This window comes from Bacillus cereus group sp. MG9, from assembly GCF_040459995.1.
GTDB lineage: Bacteria > Bacillota > Bacilli > Bacillales > Bacillaceae_G > Bacillus_A > Bacillus_A mycoides.
The window spans coordinates 4,515,217-4,532,457 of the sequence record NZ_JARVHC010000001.1 but is presented as its reverse complement, the minus strand read 5'-3'; the positions used below and the strand labels follow the sequence as shown (position 1 = coordinate 4,532,457).

The following is a 17,241-nucleotide window of genomic DNA, read 5'->3' as shown; positions in this document are numbered from 1 at the left end:
ATGCAATGAATCAGTTTCGAAGAATGGTAATTATCAACATTATCACATTAATTGTATTAGTTGGCGGCGGTATTGGCGGTTATTACTATTACAATCAATCGGAAAACTATTTAAAAACAGAAAATGCAAAGATTGACGGGAAAGTAATCCCAATTGCATCACCAGTAGCAGGTAAATTAACAGACTGGAAAGCTGAAGTAGGAAAAAACTACAATGAGAACGATAAATTAGGTGCGGTTACTGTAGCAGGAGCAAATGGTGAGCAAACAGTAGATGTAACAATTCCGCAAAATGCAACAGTTGTACAATCAAATGCAACAACTAATGCGTTCGTTGGGGCAGGTAGCCCAATTGCTTATGCATTTGATATGAGCAATTTATGGGTAACAGCAAATATTGAAGAAACAAATATTGATGATGTTCAAAAAGGTCAAACAGTAGATGTGTATGTAGACGCATACCCAGATACAACGTTAACGGGAAAAGTAGAACAAGTTGGATTAACAACAGCGAATACATTCTCGATGTTACCATCAAGTAACGCAACAGCGAACTATACGAAAGTAAAGCAAGTTGTACCAGTTAAAGTTTCTTTAGATCATAGTAAATCAGTAAATATTGTTCCTGGAATGAATGTGTCAGTTCGTATTCATAAGTAAGGGGGAGATGAGATGTCCTCAATTGCAATTGTAGGATATGCACTATTTTGTATAATCGTCTTCTTCCTTGTAAATCGTCTTTTACGAAAGAAAAAAACGAATGTGGGAGAAGAACAAGTCCCAGCCGTAAGTAAGATAGAAGTAAGTCAAGCAGAAACAGTAGAGAAAGAACTTGAACAAAAACAAGAAACAGAAGCTTCTAACGTAGTGGAATTAGAAACAGGGAAGCAAGAGCAAGTAAAACGGGAAAAAGAAATGCTGAAGAGACAATTGCCGGTAGAGAATGTGAATGTAAAGGCAGTTGTAGCTGTATTAATTCTCGGTATGTTCGTTTCTATTTTAAACCAAACGATCATTAATGTTGCACTGCCTCCATTAATGAATGAATTTAACGTATCAACTTCAACAGCACAATGGTTAATTACAGGCTTCATGCTTGTAAACGGAATTTTAGTACCAATCAGTGCATTTTTAGTTTCACGATTTACGTATCGTAAATTATTCATAGCAGCAATGTTATTCTTCACTGTAGGATCTATTATTTGTGCTACATCAGGAAACTTTACAATGATGATGACAGGCCGTGTTGTTCAAGCGGTTGGTGCAGGTATTTTAATGCCAGTTGGTATGAATATCTTCATGACATTATTCCCGCCTAATAAACGCGGAGCAGCTATGGGGTTACTTGGGGTAGCGATGATTTTAGCACCAGCTATCGGACCAACTGTAACAGGTTGGGTAATTGAAAACTATAGCTGGAACTTAATGTTCTATGGGATGTTTGTTATCGGTTTAATTATTACGTTCTTATCTTTTAAATTCTTTACACTAGCTCAGCCAGTGTCTAAAACAAAGTTAGATGTATTCGGTGTTATTAGTTCAAGTATTGGACTAGGTAGCTTACTGTACGGATTTAGTGAAGCTGGAAATAATGGCTGGACTAGTGCAGAAGTTGTTATAACACTTATCATCGGTGTCATTGGTTTAGCTGTATTTATTTGGAGAGAGTTAACAACAGACAATAAAATGCTTGATTTACAAGTGTTTAAATATCCGACGTTCACTTTCACATTAGTAATTAACGCGATTGTAACGATGGCCTTATTCGGAGGTATGTTATTACTTCCAGTATACTTGCAAAACATTCGCGGTTTTACACCGATGGAATCTGGTTTATTATTACTTCCAGGATCATTAATTATGGGGATCATGGGACCAGTTGCAGGTAAACTATTTGATAAGTATGGTATTCGTCCGTTAGCAATTGTCGGATTAGCCATTACAACATTTGCGACATATAAATTTACAACGTTATCGATGGATACACCGTATAGCGTTATTATGACGGATTATATTATACGCTCAATTGGTATGTCATTCATTATGATGCCAATTATGACAGCTGGTATGAATGCACTGCCGATGAAATTAATTTCTCACGGTACAGCAACGCAAAATACGTCAAGACAAGTAGCTGGTTCAATTGGAACAGCGATATTAATCACGCTTATGACGCAACAAACTACTGCTCACGTAGCGGATTACGGCAATATGTTAACAACGTCAAACCCGATTTTAGTTGATAAAGTACACGGTATGGGCCAAAGCTTAGCGGCATTAGCCGGATCAGCTCAAGCAGGAGATGCGATGAGTACACAACTATTATTCGGACAAATTTCAAAGCTATCTGCAATTAACGGTATTAACGATGCCTTCTTAATTGCAACTATATTAGCCGGTATTGCTTGGGTGTTATCGTTCTTCTTACCATCAGGCAATAAACCAAATAGAAAAGCAGGGAATTAATTTCCCTGCTTTTTTGTCTTTTTAAAGAGTGAGATATAAAAAATGATAACCAGTTACGGAGCACAGCCCTGTTATAAACAAAATTGTCCCCATAGAACGAATACTCGATATTTGCCCTCCGCTTATAATAGCTAATAGTCCAGCTAAAGAGAAGAAACACCAATATAAAGTTCCTGAAATTGGAACCACCCCCTCTAAATCTATTCCAAAACTTATACAAATGATAGGAACAACGATAAGCGATATGCTAATTAAACCAGCTATACCGATAAATGATTTTCGATATTTCATTCCGGCAGCAATTAAAAAAATGCCAACGATGCCTTCACATAATAACAAAATAGGGGCTAAGATAAGCCAAATAAATAAGTTGGTAGATTCCATATGTAATAACTCCTTAACGAATAAAAGATGAATCAGGCATGGACATGAGTTGATAGCAAATAGCTGCAAACAGTCCTATTGAGAAAATAATGAATCCCATGTTGCGTATACTCTTAATTTTTGAACGTACCCCATTCAATCCTGCTAATAAACCAGCTAGAGAGAAAAGTATCCAATATAGGACAGGTGGAATGTGGAGAACGGTCTCTCCATTGATCCCTTTGTTCAAAAAAATAAAAGGCATTATAACGAATGAAAAGCAAATAATCCCCATTAAGATAACAAGTAATTTCCGATATTTAATTCCTGTTACCATTAAAAAAATACCACCAGCAATCCCGCATAGTAAGAGAAGTGGCGTAAAAAGTATCCAAATAATACTGAACATATGTAAACTCCTTTAAGTGAATTAAGTTATATTTTACTACATGAGGTTTATTTTGGATATTATTAATAAATATGTATAAATTGATAGAAATGAGAAGCAACGATACGAATTAATAGATGTAGAGAACGTTAGAGAGGAGGGGACATATGAAAATTACAGAAGAGAACGTTGCAATGCAACTACGGAAAAGGAACGAAAAAGCATTATATTTTATTATCGACCGGTACGGCGGACTTATAAAAAGTATTATTCAGAAGCATTTAGCCTCTTTTCAAGATGTACAAGAGGAATGCATGGATGATGTGTTATTGGCAATTTGGAATCATATTGAAAAGTATGATGAGGAGAAAAATACTTTAAAAAATTGGATTGCAGCTATTACAAAATATAAATCTATCGATTATGCGAGGAAATATGCGAAGACAGTAAATGAAAAAGGATTAGATCAAATAGGTGAAATAGCGGTACATACCGATACTACTAAAAATGAAATTAGTAATGATATGGAACATATATTAGATCATTTAAAGAAGAACGATAAAGAAATCTTTATGAAGCATTACGTTGAAGAAGACAGTGTAGAAGATATTGCAGAGAAAATGGGGATGAAAACTTCTTTTATATACAATCGTCTGTCGAGAGGCCGGAAGAAGCTAAGGGCATTATTTTTACATAATCGAATGAAGTAAATAAGAAAAGAGGTGAAGGAAATGAAAGATCCGTATGAAATGTTAAATGATATAAAAATTGATGAAAATGAATATAAAGAAGTTAACTTAACTCATATAGAGAAAAAGAAAATACAAAAGCGAATTAGCAAAAAGATAAGAAAGAACAAAGGTCATACGAAACGTAATATAGCTATTGTAACATCGGCTGCGGCATTATTTATCATGATGATGACTGTAGATATGAGAAGGATGATTGCAGATATACCGTTAATCGGAAGTAAAATGGAAGACTACGTAAACAGTAGAGGAGAACCTTTAAAAGAATATAAAACGACAATAGGACAAACGGTTTATGATAACGGTGTAGAAGTAAGGTTAGATGAAGTGATGATAGATGAAGGGCAGATTATTGTTAATAGTACGTTTAAGTCTAACAGTGTTAATCTGGGAGATATTTTTTTACCGTACCCAGATGTTTATATAAATGGAAAAGAGTTAAATGGTAGTGGTGGTGGAGGTAAACAAAGAGTAAATGATTATACATACACATTTTTTACTACTACAAATTTGAAAGATTCACAAATGAAGCCAATGGAATTGGATGGGGAACTAGATATACAAATTATATATAGAAGACTTATGCCGTTAAAAGATAAAACCTCAATAAAAGGAGAATGGGGCTTTTCCTTTAAGGCATCTGGAGACAAATTAAAAGCTGAAACGAAAACAATCCCAATCCATAAACATTTTAAATTGGAAAATGGTCAAACAATAGAAGTGGAAGATTTGAAAGTGTCTCCTGTATCTACGAAGTTAAATTATAAAATGATGAACGGAACAAAGTTAGATGTGACATTTACTGTAAAAGATCAAGATGGAAAAGAGTTAAAACCAGTTTCAGGTCATACATTAGCGGAAAATAGTTATTGGCGTTTTGAAAAGCTAGAGGACAGTGTAACGAAAATTGTACTGACCCCTGTTCTAACTTCTGGTGAAGAGGGAGAAAAGAAAACGAAGTACCGAAAAGTGTTAACGGAAGAAGAGTTTGAAGTTGTGATAAAAGAGTGAAAGAGGTATCGCGATGATACCTCTTTTTAACTCAAGAATGCCAACATATTATTCATAATATGAAATAACATAGCTGGAATAATGGATTTTGTTTTTTTACATAAAATAGCCATTAATAATCCCATGAAGAAAGTAATTACCATTACTCCAAGTGAGTATGTATGAGCGATACCGAAGAAGAAGCTTGTTATGATGGCTGCAATCCAAAATGGAAAGCGTTCTGAGAAGAAGCGAAGTATAAAACCACGGAAAATAAGCTCTTCAAAAATTGGTGTGAGTATAGCGAAGCCGAGAAGTAATAATATTTGATACTGCTTAAAAACGTCTAAGTTTAGTGCGGAAGATTGCTGCTTTGTTGCGTCTTGGAACACATAATTTAACAAGATGTAATTGAGTATAATGTTTATAGCGAAGAAAAGAAGTAAGTATACGTATGTACGCCATTCTTTAAGTACTTTAAAGTTAAAAGATTTTAGTAGTAATTTTTTTGCGGGTTCGAATTTAAAAATGAAGAATAACAACACGGCTAGTTGTAATACGATACTTGCAGTATTTGCAATAGATTCATACAGGGCAATTTGTTTTTTATCTGTAAGACCGGCTGTATAAATTGTTAAGGGCATTGCGAGGAACACAGTAATAAGTCCGGTTCCGAAAAAAGCGAATAAAACGGAGCTAATAAATTGTCCCCATGACATAGAGTATTTCTGTTCATTAGAAAGTTGTGTAGCGGGTTGCATTTGTAAAATCACCTCTTTATATTTGTATATTTAATTATAAAGTATTTTGCTTTTGAGTGTAACATTTAAATATTACATACAAAGGTGTATTTTTCGCAAAATAATAAAAGAGGTATCACCCTATAGTGATGCCTCTTTCTCATTGATAACTATGTTCTGCCTTGTCATTCAATTTCTTTTGCTCTATTTGTAATTCACGCTCTACCAATCGGTCTAATTGCTGAATAGCTTTAAGTGCTTTTTCGTAAGAAATCGTTCTATAATGGTGCGCTCCGCCCGGTTCTTCATCTGCTTCGTCTGCCCATTTAATAATGTTTTGAAGAGATGTTCTTTCAATTTCTTGCTGTACTAAGAAAGAATCTGTATGAAGAAGAATCGCAATAGAAATTTCTTTTGCTAGTTTAGGATGTTCTCCTAATCTAATAAGCAATTTATGAGATCTTTCTGCCCCTTTAATCGCATGTATATCATTCTTTTTATACAAGTCATAGTCCCATTCGCCGCCTGTGTACCACGTATGATGTCCGATATCATGAAGGAAGCCAGCCTTTGTCGCAGCATCGACTGAGGCGTGATGCTTTTTGGCTAAGTGAAACGCATGGTAAGCGACAGCAATCGCGTGGACCATTCCAGAACGGTTTACATATTTTTGTGTAATGTGATGTTTAAAAACTTGTTCAAGCGTAATACGTTGCATAAAACATTCACTCCTTTTATCTAATGATGTACATGAAGAAAAATCGATCGGTTTAAATGTATTTTGAACATTGTACTCCATCGGGGTAGCGTTAGTAAAGTAGAAATGTTTAGGAGAAGAAAAATTTTATAGACATAAAAGGTCACCTTAGTTTTTTTCTAAGGTGACCTTTTATTGCTTATTTTTTTAATCCTTGCTCCAGTGTTCCTAACATTTCGTGTTTTTCATTTTCATCAGCATTTTTCCAAATGACTTCGAATAAAACGCCAAGACCTGGAAGCATTTTTTCTTCACCGCTTTGAATTGCATCGACAATCGTTTCTTGTAATTGGTCTTGTGAATTTCCAGATACATTCGCTAATACCGCGCCGCGTAAATTAAAACTCATTATCTTCACCTCTTCTTCAGAATTGAAACTGACGTTAGTTTTTGTTCTTTTTTATGTAAATATGTATGAAAAATAGGCTATAATGATAAGACAAGAAGAGAGGGAAATACATATTATGAAAAACATTGATTCAGTACAAAACCCGCGTGTGAAGCAGTGGAAAAAGCTGCAGACGAAAAAAGAGCGCGATAACAAAGCTTTATTTTTTGTAGAAGGATTCCATTTAGTAGAGGAAGCGTTAAAGGCAGGAGTTGTAACAGAACTTATCGTTTCAGATCAGACAGATCTTCCGAAAGATTGGACAGTTAATGATGTTGAAATGTATATTGTGCCTGAAGCAATTGTAAAAGTACTTCGCGAAACAGAAACAACGCAAGGTGTATTTGCTGTTTGTGAGAAACATGAGAAAGAAGTAGCTCTTACTGATGGGAAATTTCTTTTATTAGACGGCCTTCAAGACCCAGGTAATTTGGGAACGATTATTCGTACAGCGGATGCAGCTGGTATTCATGCCGTTGTGCTTGGAGAAGGGTGCGTTGATGTTTATAATAGTAAAGTACTACGATCTACACAAGGTTCTATTTTCCACTTACCGGTTGTAAAAGGGAACTTAGAAGAATGGGTAGACAAGTTAAAAGAAAATAACGTCCCTGTATATGGAACAGCTCTTGAAAATGGAGTTCCATTTGCTGAAGTAACCCCGGCTGGAAGTTTTGCATTAATTGTAGGGAATGAAGGAAGCGGCGTACGCCAAGAAATTCTTGCGAAAAGTGATCAAAACTTGTATATTCCGATTTACGGCGGGGCAGAATCATTAAATGTTGCGGTTGCAGCAGGGATTTTAACGTATTATTTACAAAGCCCAGTTGCGAATCGATAAAAAACTTCTTATAATAAGTTGAAGTGCATGTTCATAAAAAAGTGGTGAAATGAGTATCGAACTTTTTTGAACATATAATAAAAGTATATTAATGAAAAACGTTGATAGAGAAGAGTAGCTTACAAAATCGCCATATAGGGAGAGAGTGCCGTAGACTGAAAGCATTCTTATGGTAGATGGAAGTGAATTCACCTCTGGAGTTGGCGCCAGGACCATTTATATGTAAAGGCGTTCCGGTCAGAATTGATCGTTATAACTAATGAGTGGGCAGACTTGTTCTGTCAATTTAGGGTGGTACCGCGAATTTACCTCGTCCCTTTTTGGGAGCGGGGTTTTTTTATTTTTAAAATTAGGAGGGTTCCAAATGGAAGCACGTTTAAAAGAGCTAAAGCAAAAAGCGTTAGAGCTTATTGAAGAAGCGAAAGAGCTAAAGGGCTTAAACGACGTACGCGTAGCGTATTTAGGGAAAAAAGGTCCAATTACAGAAGTATTACGCGGCATGGGAAAATTATCAGCAGAAGAGCGTCCACGTATGGGAGCATTAGTAAATGAAGTACGTGAAGCGATTCAAACGCGTCTAGAAGACAAAATTGGTAACTTAGAAAAAGCAGTAATTGAGGCGAAATTAGCTACTGAAACAATTGATGTTACACTGCCAGGTCGTCCTGTTGAAACAGGTTGTCACCATCCGTTAACAGCAGTTGTTGAACAAATTGAAGATGTATTCATCGGTATGGGTTATGAAGTAGCTGAAGGAACAGAAGTAGAAAAAGACTACTACAACTTCGAAGCATTAAACTTACCGAAAGATCACCCAGCGCGTGATATGCAAGATACATTCTACATTACAGAAGAAACGTTACTACGTACACATACATCTTCTGTGCAAGCACGTACGATGGAAAAGAATAAAGAAAAAGGACCGATTAAAATTATTTGTCCTGGTAAAGTGTATCGCCGCGATGACGATGATGCAACGCATTCACACCAATTCATGCAAATTGAAGGTCTTGTAATTGATAAAAACATTCGCATGAGTGACTTAAAAGGTACACTGCAAGTATTCGTGAAAAAGATGTTCGGTGAAGATCGTGAAATCCGTCTTCGTCCAAGTTTCTTCCCATTCACAGAGCCGTCTGTAGAGATGGATATTTCTTGTATGATGTGTCACGGTAAAGGTTGTGGCACTTGTAAAGGGACTGGCTGGATCGAAATTTTAGGAGCAGGTATGGTTCACCCGAACGTACTTGAAATGGCTGGTTATGATTCAAAAGAATATCAAGGTTTCGCATTCGGTATGGGCGCAGAGCGTATCGCAATGTTGAAATACGGCGTAGATGACATTCGTCATTTCTATACAAATGATGTACGTTTCTTACAACAATTCAAACGAGCGTAAGGGAAGGAGAGGATAAATATGTTCGTATCATATCGTTGGTTACAAGAGTATGTAGATATTAAAGATGTAACAGCACAAGAACTAGCAGACAAAATCACGAAAAGTGGTATTGAAGTAGAAGGTGTTGAAGTATTAAATAAAGGTGTAAAAGGTGTTGTAGTTGGTCACGTATTAGAATGTGAAAAACACCCAGAAGCTGATAAATTAAGCAAATGCTTAATCGATATCGGTGAAGAAGAACCGGTTCAAATTATTTGTGGAGCTGCTAACATTGCAAAAGGTTTAAAAGTACCAGTTGCAAAAGTTGGCGCTGTACTTCCTGGTAACTTCAAAATTAAAAAAGCAAAACTACGCGGGGAAGCTTCTCACGGTATGGTTTGTGCTCTTCAAGAGCTTGGTATTGATGGGAAATTCGTTGCGAAAGAATATGCAGACGGTATCTTCATCTTCCCAAGTGATGCTGAAGTTGGTGCAGATGCACTTGAAATTTTAAATTTACATGATGAAGTACTTGAGCTTGGTTTAACACCAAACCGTGCAGATTGCTTAAACATGTTAGGTGTTGCATATGAAGTAGCTGCTATTTACGGCCGTGAAGTAAAACTTCCAGCTATCGACTTACAAGAAACAGCAGAAAAAACTTCTGATTACATTTCTGTAAGTGTAGAAGCGAAAGAAGAAAACCCATTATATATTGCAAAAATGGTGAAGAACGTAAAGATTGGTCCATCACCAATGTGGATGCAAACTCGTCTTATGGCAGCTGGCATTCGTCCAATTAGTAATGTAGTTGATATTACAAACTACATTTTAATGGAATACGGTCAACCGTTACATGCATTCGATTACGATAAATTAGGTTCAAAAGAAATCGTTGTTCGTCTTGCAAAAGAAGGCGAAAAGATTCAAACATTAGATGCTCAAGAACGTACGTTACAAAGCCACCATCTTGTAATTACAAACGGCACAAAAGCGTTAGCTGTTGCTGGTGTAATGGGCGGAGCGGATTCTGAAGTTGATAGCGAGACAGTAAACGTTCTAATTGAGTCTGCATACTTTGCAGGTCAAACAGTGCGTCGTACATCAAAAGACTTAGGTCTTCGTAGCGAATCAAGTGCACGTTTTGAAAAAGGAATCGACCCAACACGTACATTTGAAGCAATTCAACATGCAGCTGCTTTAATGGCAAAATACGCTGGTGGAGAAGCACTTGAAGGTGTAGTAGAAGCTGATAACTTACAAGTACAAGAACGTACAGTATCTGTTACAGCTGAAAAAGTAAACCGTGTATTAGGTACAGATATTTCTGCGAGTGAAATGGGTACAATGTTCACAAACTTAAAATTCCCATTCACAGAAGTAGAAGGAACATTCCATGTAAATGTACCAGCACGTCGTCCTGACATTACAATTTCAGAAGACTTAGTAGAAGAAGTAGGTCGTCTGTATGGTTATGATCACATTCCAGTTACATTACCATCTGGAACAATGACACGTGGTAAATTAACATCAGCACAAACGAAACGTCGTAAAGTACGCCGCTTCCTAGAAGGTGCTGGTTTATATGAAGCAATCACATATTCATTAACAAGCGCTGACAAAGCGAAACAATATATGATTGAGCCGAACGAAAAAGCTCCTGTAAATCTTGCGCTTCCAATGAGCGAAGAGCGTAGCCAACTTCGTTTAAGCTTAGTGCCACAATTGTTAGAAGCAGTTTCATACAATGTTGCACGTAAAAACGACAGCGTTGCATTATATGAAGTAGGTTCTATCTTCTTACCAACAGAAGCAGGAGAACTTCCGAAAGAAGAACAACATCTTGCAGGTGTTATGACAGGTCTTGCTCTTCACCATGCATGGCAAGGTGAGAAGAAAGTTGTAGACTTCTTCGTTGTTAAAGGTGTATTAGAAGGATTATTCGACGTACTTGGTGTGGCAAATCAAATCACTTATGCACCAGCAAAACGTGAAGGTATGCACCCAGGCCGTACAGCTGACATCGTATTAGATGGTGAAGCAATCGGATTCATCGGTCAATTGCACCCGGAAACAGAAAAACAATTAGATGTGAAAAATACATTCGTATTCGAATTATCTCTTGCAAAAGTATTCGGTGCAGACGCTGAGGAAACTTACTACTTAGCAATTCCACGTTTCCCATCTATGACACGTGATATGGCTGTTGTAGTAACAACAGAAACAAAAGCTGGTGAAATGAAGCAAGTCATTGCTGAAGCTGGCGGAGAACTTCTGAAAGACGTAGCACTATTCGACTTATACGAAGGTGAAAAAATGGAAGAAGGCAAGAAATCACTTGCATTCTCTATGAACTACTTCGATGCAGAACGTACATTAACAGACGAAGAAGTAACAGAAGCACATAACCGTGTATTAACAGCGGTAGAAGAGAAATTTGGTGCGGAGTTACGTAAGTAATAAAAAATTGCCGGATTAAGTCCGGCAATTTTTTTATGGCACGATTGTCGGAAAATGTCGGTAAGTCGATATATTATAAAAATCGCTGATATATTTTCTGGCATCTTGCATCTTTCTCTCGAATGTAGTACATTAATTTTAGTTTAACAAAACGAAAGACGATGATAAGGAAAAGTAGTATATACTATAATCCAAAGCGAGTCAGGGACGGTGAGAGCCTGATGAGGCGGTATATGTGAAGAACACCTTGGAGTTGCTAACCGAAATTGAAACTTGTATTCAAGAGTAGACTTAGACGGGAATTCGGCCTGTTACAAACCGGGAAGTATGTATTACATACGAGTTAAAGTTGGTCTTTATGACAAATTGGGTGGTACCGCGAAGTTTAACCTTTCGTCCCTTTATGGATGAAAGGTTTTTTTGTATTTAAATATATGAGTAAAGGAGAATTTTACTATGGAAAACACATTAGTAAAAAGTCTGTATAGAGATACAGATAAATACGCAGATCAAACAGTACAAGTATCGGGTTGGATTCGTAACTTACGTGATTCAAAAGCATTTGGTTTCATCGAATTAAACGACGGTAGCTTCTTCAAAGGTGTTCAAATCGTTTTCGATACAGAATTAGAGAACTTCAAAGAAATTGCAAAGCTTCCACTAAGCTCTTCAGTTAAAGTAGAAGGTAAAGTAATTGCAACGCCTGGAGCGAAGCAACCATTTGAAATTAAAGCAGAAAAAATTGATATCGAGGGCTTATCAGACTCTGATTACCCACTTCAAAAGAAGCGTCATACGTTTGAATATTTACGTACAATCGCTCACTTACGTCCAAGAACAAATGCATTCTCTGCAACGTTCCGTGTGCGTTCTATCGCAGCATTTGCGATTCACCAGTTCTTCCAAGAGCGTGGATTCGTACATGTTCACACACCAATCATCACTGGTAGTGATACAGAAGGTGCAGGCGAAATGTTCCGCGTAACAACGCAAGATTTAAACAACGTACCTAAAGGTGAAGACGGACAAGTTGACGAATCAAAAGACTTCTTCGGTAAAGAAACAAACTTAACAGTAAGTGGACAGCTTAATGCTGAAGCTTATGCGTTAGCATTCCGTGATGTGTACACATTCGGTCCTACATTCCGTGCAGAAAACTCAAACACAACTCGCCACGCAGCTGAGTTCTGGATGGTTGAGCCTGAGATTGCATTCGCTGAGTTAGGCGATGTAATGGATCTTACAGAAGATATGCTGAAATATGCAATGAAATACGTACTAGAGCATGCACCAGAAGAAATGGACTTCTTCAACAGCTTCGTTGATAAAACAGTTCTAGAGCGCATGAACAACGTAATCAACTCTGACTTCGGTCGCATCACTTATACAGAAGCAATTAAAGTACTTCAAGAATCAGGTGCTGAATTCAAATACCCAGTAGAATGGGGTATTGACTTACAAACAGAGCACGAAAGATACTTATCAGAAGAAATCTTCAAACGCCCTGTATTCGTAACTGACTATCCGAAAGACATTAAAGCATTCTACATGCGTATGAACGAAGATGGTAAAACAGTAGCAGCTACTGACCTTCTAGTTCCTGGCATCGGCGAATTAATCGGCGGAAGTCAACGTGAAGAAAGAATGGACGTTTTAGTAGACAGAATTAAAGAATTAGGTATGAACGAAGAGGACTACTGGTGGTACTTAGAACTTAGAAAATACGGCGGTACAAAACACGCTGGATTCGGTCTAGGTTTCGAGCGCTTCCTAATGTACATTACTGGCATGGCTAACATCCGTGACGTAATTCCATTCCCAAGAACTCCAGGTTCTTCTGAGTTTTAAGATATAAAAAAGCGAGAGGATTTCCTCTCGCTTTTTATTTTGCGTGCCCAGCTAAGCTGGGCACTGCTTGCTGGTGAAAGTCCAGCCTAGGTAAGAGCCAAGTCGCCTAGTAGCTGACAGGCAGCTGGTGGAGAAATCCTAAGGTTGAAGCCCTGTGACAAAGTAACTTTTACTAGAAGTGCGAGCGAATCAACAGACCGTAACATAAAGTGAACCTTGCCGCCTCGTTAAAAGCAACCTAGAAATAGGACAAAGGGAAGTCGAGCCTGGTGAATATGGGCGAAGACCATGGAAGATGTAAAGAACTTGGAAATACGACATCGAAGAATCCCTCGGGGTACGGAGGGCGGTATGTTGAGAAAGTAGTGTCTGGAACTGGGGAGCCCCTCCTTTGCCCTTTCTTTCAGAAAGGAGAGAGGAAACCTATAAGCATATACGAAATGGTGGACTGTAAAGAGGGAGTCGGAGGAGGTCATAGTACTGAATATCATAACGACAACACAACGTTATGTAGGGAAGGACCTCTACTTTGTTCATAAGTTGGAAGGAGGTAAGAGTGAGTGAATGCTGGAAAACTAGCTAACTACACTGATGTAAAAGCTCAAGAACTTTGGAAGACTTTATATCTTTGTGCCAAAGAAAGTTCAAGTCGTAGGTTTCACGCGTTGTATGACAAAATATATCGTCCTGACATATTGGCTGAAGCATGGAGAAGGGTAAAACGAAATCAAGGAAGCGGTGGAATTGATGGACAGACGATTGAAGAAATCGTGTATCAATATGGAGAACGAAACTTTCTCAATGAATTATATATAGAATTGAAAAGTAAATCATACCATCCACAAGCTGTAAGAAGAATGTATATTCCAAAAGGTGATGGAAAACAAAGACCGCTTGGAATTCCCACGATCAAGGATAGGGTTGTACAAATGGCAACGAAATTGGTGATAGAACCTATCTTCGAAGCCGATTTTCAAGACTGTTCGTATGGGTTTCGCCCGAAACGAAACGCACATCAAGCGATATCGAAGATACGGAAAGCGAGTAAAACATCTCATTGGATTGTAGATGTAGACATACAAGGATACTTTGACAATATTAATCATGACAAATTAATGAGGCTTGTAGAAAGAAGAATCAGTGACCGAAGAGTGTTAAAACTCATTAGAAAATGGTTGAAAGCGGGAATCATGGAACATGCGCAATTTCATGAAACGACATTAGGTACACCACAAGGTGGCGTGATATCTCCATTACTTTCTAATATATATTTAAACTATATGGATACCATTTGGGAAAAGAAGTGTAAACATTTGGGGGAACTAATTCGATATGCGGATGACTTTGTCATCGTATGTCAAACAAAACAACAAGCATTAGAGAGTATTCGGATACTACAATCCATTATGAATAAGTTAGAACTTACAATCCATACAGAAAAGTCGAAGCTAGTGAATACGTGGGATGGAAACGAGGGATTTGATTTTCTAGGATTTCACCACCGAAAATACCCTAAACATGTGAAAGGCGGGAAGAAAGTGCATGTGATGGCACATATTCCGAGCCAGAAAGCCATGAGGAAAATGCGGGAACGCATTAAAAGATACACAGAGCCGAGGAACAAACTGTATTTACAATTGGAAGAGATGGTGAAAGGTTTAAATAGAATTCTGCAAGGATTCAAGAATTATTATAGCTTATCTTCAATTGGACAGAAGTGGCTCTGTAAAATAGACTGGTACGTCCTAGAACGACTTAACCTTTTTTGGAATAAGAAAAGAAATGTTCGAAAGAAACATGGTCGTATCAAGGACTTGATGAAGAAAACAACATATGCACTCGTGAAAGTAGGAGGATAGAACAAAACTGAACGCCAAAGAAGGAAGAACATCGGAAAGCCGTATGAGGGAAAACCTCACGTACGGTTTGATGAGGGGAAGCTGAAACAGAAAAGGGATGGCAAAGCCATCCCTAAAGAAAATTTAATCTGTTTCAGTTTTCTACTCTACGAATAGTTTATTACCTCGTAGCAAAAAGTAACGCGAAGGGGTGAATATAAATGAGTAAAAAAGTGAAAAAAGATCATTCAAGATCAAGCCTAGGTTCTCCAGAAGTAGAAGGACAAGGAACGACGACACATGAAACAGGTTCTCATAAAGTATCTTCATCAAATAAGAAGCAGAAACGAAGCTAACATAAAAAAGGAGAGTCTTGGCGGCTCTCCTTTTTTTATGTATTACATCTTATTATCATTAATCTCTTTTGTGATTTTATCTACATCTTTGTCTAATCGATCTAAATAGAAAAACCACAGTAAGCTTATGAGCACGTAATAGATGGCCATCACACAAAGACTATCAGATATATTTTCAAATGTGGATTTAGAAGTGAAAAAAGCTCCCCAAATGGTAGAAATAGTGAGGAAAGAAAGCGGGCCTACGAGGTGTACGAAAACATATAATAACTTTTTAACTTTTACAGCGTTCATATGAATTCCCTCCTTATGTAAACAATCTTTTTCTTCTAATCATAAATTCAAGTTCCTCACAGAAGTGTTGCAGCTTTACTGGGTTATGTATTAACAAGCGGGCATCGTGTTTCCCGATAAATCTTCGAATCCGAAAGTTTAATAAGAAAGATCGGCCATAGCGCTCTATTAAATCGTTGAACACTGGTTGTTCACTTAGTAGCTGAATGTTTTCTCTAATTTCGAACTGTCTTTCGTGTGGATCACCTAGTAAAATATTTAGAATCATTTGTAGAAGTAGTAATAGGAACTCATATGTTTGAAAAATATGTATATTTTAATTATAACAAAAATACACAGGCGATAGTAGAGTGGACTAAAGCGAAACAAAAAACAGGAGTTTGTAGGCTCCTGTTTTTGTCGATACTATTTTAATAAGCGAAACGCCTTCTCTGTATTAGCAAAATGCACTTTCACAAATTCAGGTAGTCTTTCTTTACCGACTTTTTGAATTAATTTAGCAGCGGCAATATCAACTTGTTTACCAGCACCTTTCGGAAGTTGCATACCAGCTTTTTTGCTTAGTTCGTCAAATTGTTTTACGAATGAGTACCGAGCTAAAATGGAAGCGGCGGCTACTGCTAAATGGACACTTTCACCTTTTGTAGCGAAGTAAACATTTTCACGCTGTACCTGTTTTTGTTTTGCTAAATATTTATAGTATGTATCAGGCTGTGTAAATTGGTCGATTAAAATGCCTTCTGGTTTTGTAGGCGCGATTTTTGTCAATAAGTTTGTGATGGCTTTGTTATGCAGTAAAGCTTTTAGTTTACCTTGGTTGTTTCCTTTATCAAATAGCTCGTTATATTTTTCATTATGAAGAACGAGGGAGCTGTAAGGAACAACGTGAAGGAGTTGTTTTGCAATCTCAGCAATTTGAGCATCATTTAAGTTTTTGGAGTCTTTTACACCGAGTTCTTTTAAAAGTGGAATTTGCTTCGCATCTACATATACAGCAACAACTGTCATCGGTCCGAAGTAATCACCAGTACCTACTTCATCGGACCCTAAAATCGACATTGTACCAATAGAAGAAGGTGGTGCATATTGATGCGAATTGACCGATTTTTTTACAGCGGATTTTGGTGTTTGAGAGACAGTTTGCCAACGAGAAGCCTCTGCTTCAGCACGTCCACCTTGAAACATTACTTTCCCTGACTTATAGGCTGTAATTGTGCAAGATGGAACCTTTGCCATAAAGATACCGCCTTGCGGAATTTTGGGGCTAAGTGCTTGTTTGTATTGTTGTTTCATGTCTTCAATTACTGTAGAACTTGTTTGTATTACGATAGAATTTGACAAAATGGTCGCTCCTTTTTTATGTTGTTATTTTTATCATATCGGATT

18 protein-coding genes and 2 other annotated features are annotated in these 17,241 nt (G+C 37.4%); of the genes, 10 read left to right on the top strand and 8 right to left on the bottom strand.

What is annotated here, in order from left to right; genetic code table 11:
* Positions 1 to 5: 5 nt before the first annotated feature.
* Together QCI77_RS23270 and QCI77_RS23265 are read left to right on the top strand one after the other, a co-directional pair.
* On the top strand, positions 6 to 659 hold the full coding sequence (locus QCI77_RS23270; RefSeq protein WP_002143336.1) for an HlyD family secretion protein: 654 nt from the start codon (positions 6 to 8) through the stop codon (positions 657 to 659).
* A 12-nt stretch (positions 660 to 671) separates the two neighbouring features.
* Positions 672 to 2,465, top strand: coding sequence for a DHA2 family efflux MFS transporter permease subunit (locus tag QCI77_RS23265; RefSeq protein WP_353825520.1), 1,794 nt, complete (start codon positions 672 to 674; stop codon positions 2,463 to 2,465).
* Between the two features lie 21 nt (positions 2,466 to 2,486).
* On the opposite strand, the gene QCI77_RS23260 is transcribed toward QCI77_RS23265, so the two are convergent.
* Both QCI77_RS23260 and QCI77_RS23255 read right to left on the bottom strand, forming a co-directional pair.
* Positions 2,487 to 2,849, bottom strand: a complete 363-nt coding sequence (locus tag QCI77_RS23260; RefSeq protein WP_240380533.1) for an ammonia permease — start codon at positions 2,847 to 2,849, stop codon at positions 2,487 to 2,489.
* A 13-nt stretch (positions 2,850 to 2,862) separates the two neighbouring features.
* The gene (locus QCI77_RS23255; RefSeq protein WP_002034233.1) at positions 2,863 to 3,237 is read right to left on the bottom strand and encodes a hypothetical protein; all 375 of its coding nucleotides are present in this window, start codon (positions 3,235 to 3,237) and stop codon (positions 2,863 to 2,865) included.
* Between the two features lie 146 nt (positions 3,238 to 3,383).
* Between QCI77_RS23255 and QCI77_RS23250 the strand changes: the two genes are divergently transcribed.
* Positions 3,384 to 3,926: a sigma-70 family RNA polymerase sigma factor gene (locus QCI77_RS23250; protein WP_002034234.1), complete on the top strand. Its 543-nt coding sequence runs from the start codon at positions 3,384 to 3,386 to the stop codon at positions 3,924 to 3,926.
* A 21-nt stretch (positions 3,927 to 3,947) separates the two neighbouring features.
* Positions 3,948 to 4,976, top strand: coding sequence for a DUF4179 domain-containing protein (locus tag QCI77_RS23245; RefSeq protein ID WP_353825519.1), 1,029 nt, complete (start codon positions 3,948 to 3,950; stop codon positions 4,974 to 4,976).
* 26 nt (positions 4,977 to 5,002) lie between these two features.
* On the opposite strand, the gene QCI77_RS23240 is transcribed toward QCI77_RS23245, so the two are convergent.
* The 3 genes from QCI77_RS23240 to sspI all read right to left on the bottom strand — a co-directional run bounded on the left by QCI77_RS23240 (position 5,003) and on the right by sspI (position 6,801).
* Positions 5,003 to 5,716, bottom strand: a complete 714-nt coding sequence (locus QCI77_RS23240) for a CPBP family intramembrane glutamic endopeptidase (RefSeq protein WP_002167594.1) — start codon at positions 5,714 to 5,716, stop codon at positions 5,003 to 5,005.
* A gap of 139 nt (positions 5,717 to 5,855) precedes the next feature.
* Positions 5,856 to 6,413 carry an HD domain-containing protein gene (locus QCI77_RS23235; RefSeq protein WP_002143328.1) on the bottom strand — a complete coding sequence of 186 codons (558 nt, stop codon included), beginning with the start codon at positions 6,411 to 6,413 and terminating at the stop codon, positions 5,856 to 5,858.
* Between the two features lie 178 nt (positions 6,414 to 6,591).
* The gene (gene sspI, locus QCI77_RS23230) at positions 6,592 to 6,801 is read right to left on the bottom strand and encodes a small acid-soluble spore protein SspI (RefSeq protein WP_000009511.1); all 210 of its coding nucleotides are present in this window, start codon (positions 6,799 to 6,801) and stop codon (positions 6,592 to 6,594) included.
* 82 nt (positions 6,802 to 6,883) lie between these two features.
* On the opposite strand from sspI, the gene QCI77_RS23225 reads away from it, so the two are divergent.
* The 6 genes from QCI77_RS23225 to QCI77_RS23200 all read left to right on the top strand — a co-directional run bounded on the left by QCI77_RS23225 (position 6,884) and on the right by QCI77_RS23200 (position 15,561).
* Positions 6,884 to 7,681 carry a TrmH family RNA methyltransferase gene (locus QCI77_RS23225; protein WP_002034240.1) on the top strand — a complete coding sequence of 266 codons (798 nt, stop codon included), beginning with the start codon at positions 6,884 to 6,886 and terminating at the stop codon, positions 7,679 to 7,681.
* A 92-nt stretch (positions 7,682 to 7,773) separates the two neighbouring features.
* Positions 7,774 to 8,002, top strand: a binding site (T-box leader).
* 43 nt (positions 8,003 to 8,045) lie between these two features.
* A complete protein-coding gene (gene pheS / locus QCI77_RS23220; protein WP_002015457.1) occupies positions 8,046 to 9,080 on the top strand; it encodes a phenylalanine--tRNA ligase subunit alpha in 1,035 nt (344 codons plus the stop codon).
* A gap of 18 nt (positions 9,081 to 9,098) precedes the next feature.
* On the top strand, positions 9,099 to 11,519 hold the full coding sequence (gene pheT / locus QCI77_RS23215) for a phenylalanine--tRNA ligase subunit beta (protein WP_340778686.1): 2,421 nt from the start codon (positions 9,099 to 9,101) through the stop codon (positions 11,517 to 11,519).
* A 152-nt stretch (positions 11,520 to 11,671) separates the two neighbouring features.
* Positions 11,672 to 11,923: a binding site (T-box leader), on the top strand.
* A 52-nt stretch (positions 11,924 to 11,975) separates the two neighbouring features.
* Positions 11,976 to 13,367, top strand: coding sequence for an asparagine--tRNA ligase (gene asnS, locus QCI77_RS23210; RefSeq protein WP_002034242.1), 1,392 nt, complete (start codon positions 11,976 to 11,978; stop codon positions 13,365 to 13,367).
* A 560-nt stretch (positions 13,368 to 13,927) separates the two neighbouring features.
* The gene (gene ltrA / locus QCI77_RS23205; RefSeq protein ID WP_088031616.1) at positions 13,928 to 15,226 is read left to right on the top strand and encodes a group II intron reverse transcriptase/maturase; all 1,299 of its coding nucleotides are present in this window, start codon (positions 13,928 to 13,930) and stop codon (positions 15,224 to 15,226) included.
* A 200-nt stretch (positions 15,227 to 15,426) separates the two neighbouring features.
* On the top strand, positions 15,427 to 15,561 hold the full coding sequence (locus QCI77_RS23200; protein ID WP_000039594.1) for a YuzL family protein: 135 nt from the start codon (positions 15,427 to 15,429) through the stop codon (positions 15,559 to 15,561).
* Between the two features lie 42 nt (positions 15,562 to 15,603).
* Here the strand turns inward: QCI77_RS23200 and QCI77_RS23195 are convergent, their stop codons facing one another.
* From QCI77_RS23195 to rnhC, 3 genes are all read right to left on the bottom strand, one after another.
* A complete protein-coding gene (locus QCI77_RS23195) occupies positions 15,604 to 15,855 on the bottom strand; it encodes a hypothetical protein (protein WP_033709472.1) in 252 nt (83 codons plus the stop codon).
* Between the two features lie 13 nt (positions 15,856 to 15,868).
* Entirely contained in the window at positions 15,869 to 16,123 is a 255-nt protein-coding gene (locus tag QCI77_RS23190; RefSeq protein WP_080683295.1) for a hypothetical protein, read from the bottom strand.
* 137 nt (positions 16,124 to 16,260) lie between these two features.
* Entirely contained in the window at positions 16,261 to 17,196 is a 936-nt protein-coding gene (gene rnhC / locus QCI77_RS23185; RefSeq protein ID WP_002034244.1) for a ribonuclease HIII, read from the bottom strand.
* Positions 17,197 to 17,241 lie beyond the last annotated feature (45 nt).

Bases quoted from the DNA above. Each gene is read 5' to 3' on its own strand.
- QCI77_RS23270 (WP_002143336.1), top strand. From the start codon at position 6: ATGAATCAGTTTCGAAGAATGGTAATTATCAACATTATCACATTAATT.
- QCI77_RS23265 (WP_353825520.1), top strand. From the start codon at position 672: ATGTCCTCAATTGCAATTGTAGGATATGCACTATTTTGTATAATCGTC.
- QCI77_RS23260 (WP_240380533.1), bottom strand. From the start codon at position 2,849: ATGGAATCTACCAACTTATTTATTTGGCTTATCTTAGCCCCTATTTTG.
- QCI77_RS23255 (WP_002034233.1), bottom strand. From the start codon at position 3,237: ATGTTCAGTATTATTTGGATACTTTTTACGCCACTTCTCTTACTATGC.
- QCI77_RS23250 (WP_002034234.1), top strand. From the start codon at position 3,384: ATGAAAATTACAGAAGAGAACGTTGCAATGCAACTACGGAAAAGGAAC.
- QCI77_RS23245 (WP_353825519.1), top strand. From the start codon at position 3,948: ATGAAAGATCCGTATGAAATGTTAAATGATATAAAAATTGATGAAAAT.
- QCI77_RS23240 (WP_002167594.1), bottom strand. From the start codon at position 5,716: ATGCAACCCGCTACACAACTTTCTAATGAACAGAAATACTCTATGTCA.
- QCI77_RS23235 (WP_002143328.1), bottom strand. From the start codon at position 6,413: ATGCAACGTATTACGCTTGAACAAGTTTTTAAACATCACATTACACAA.
- sspI (WP_000009511.1), bottom strand. From the start codon at position 6,801: ATGAGTTTTAATTTACGCGGCGCGGTATTAGCGAATGTATCTGGAAAT.
- QCI77_RS23225 (WP_002034240.1), top strand. From the start codon at position 6,884: ATGATAAGACAAGAAGAGAGGGAAATACATATTATGAAAAACATTGAT.
- pheS (WP_002015457.1), top strand. From the start codon at position 8,046: ATGGAAGCACGTTTAAAAGAGCTAAAGCAAAAAGCGTTAGAGCTTATT.
- pheT (WP_340778686.1), top strand. From the start codon at position 9,099: ATGTTCGTATCATATCGTTGGTTACAAGAGTATGTAGATATTAAAGAT.
- asnS (WP_002034242.1), top strand. From the start codon at position 11,976: ATGGAAAACACATTAGTAAAAAGTCTGTATAGAGATACAGATAAATAC.
- QCI77_RS23200 (WP_000039594.1), top strand. From the start codon at position 15,427: ATGAGTAAAAAAGTGAAAAAAGATCATTCAAGATCAAGCCTAGGTTCT.
- QCI77_RS23195 (WP_033709472.1), bottom strand. From the start codon at position 15,855: ATGAACGCTGTAAAAGTTAAAAAGTTATTATATGTTTTCGTACACCTC.
- QCI77_RS23190 (WP_080683295.1), bottom strand. From the start codon at position 16,123: ATGATTCTAAATATTTTACTAGGTGATCCACACGAAAGACAGTTCGAA.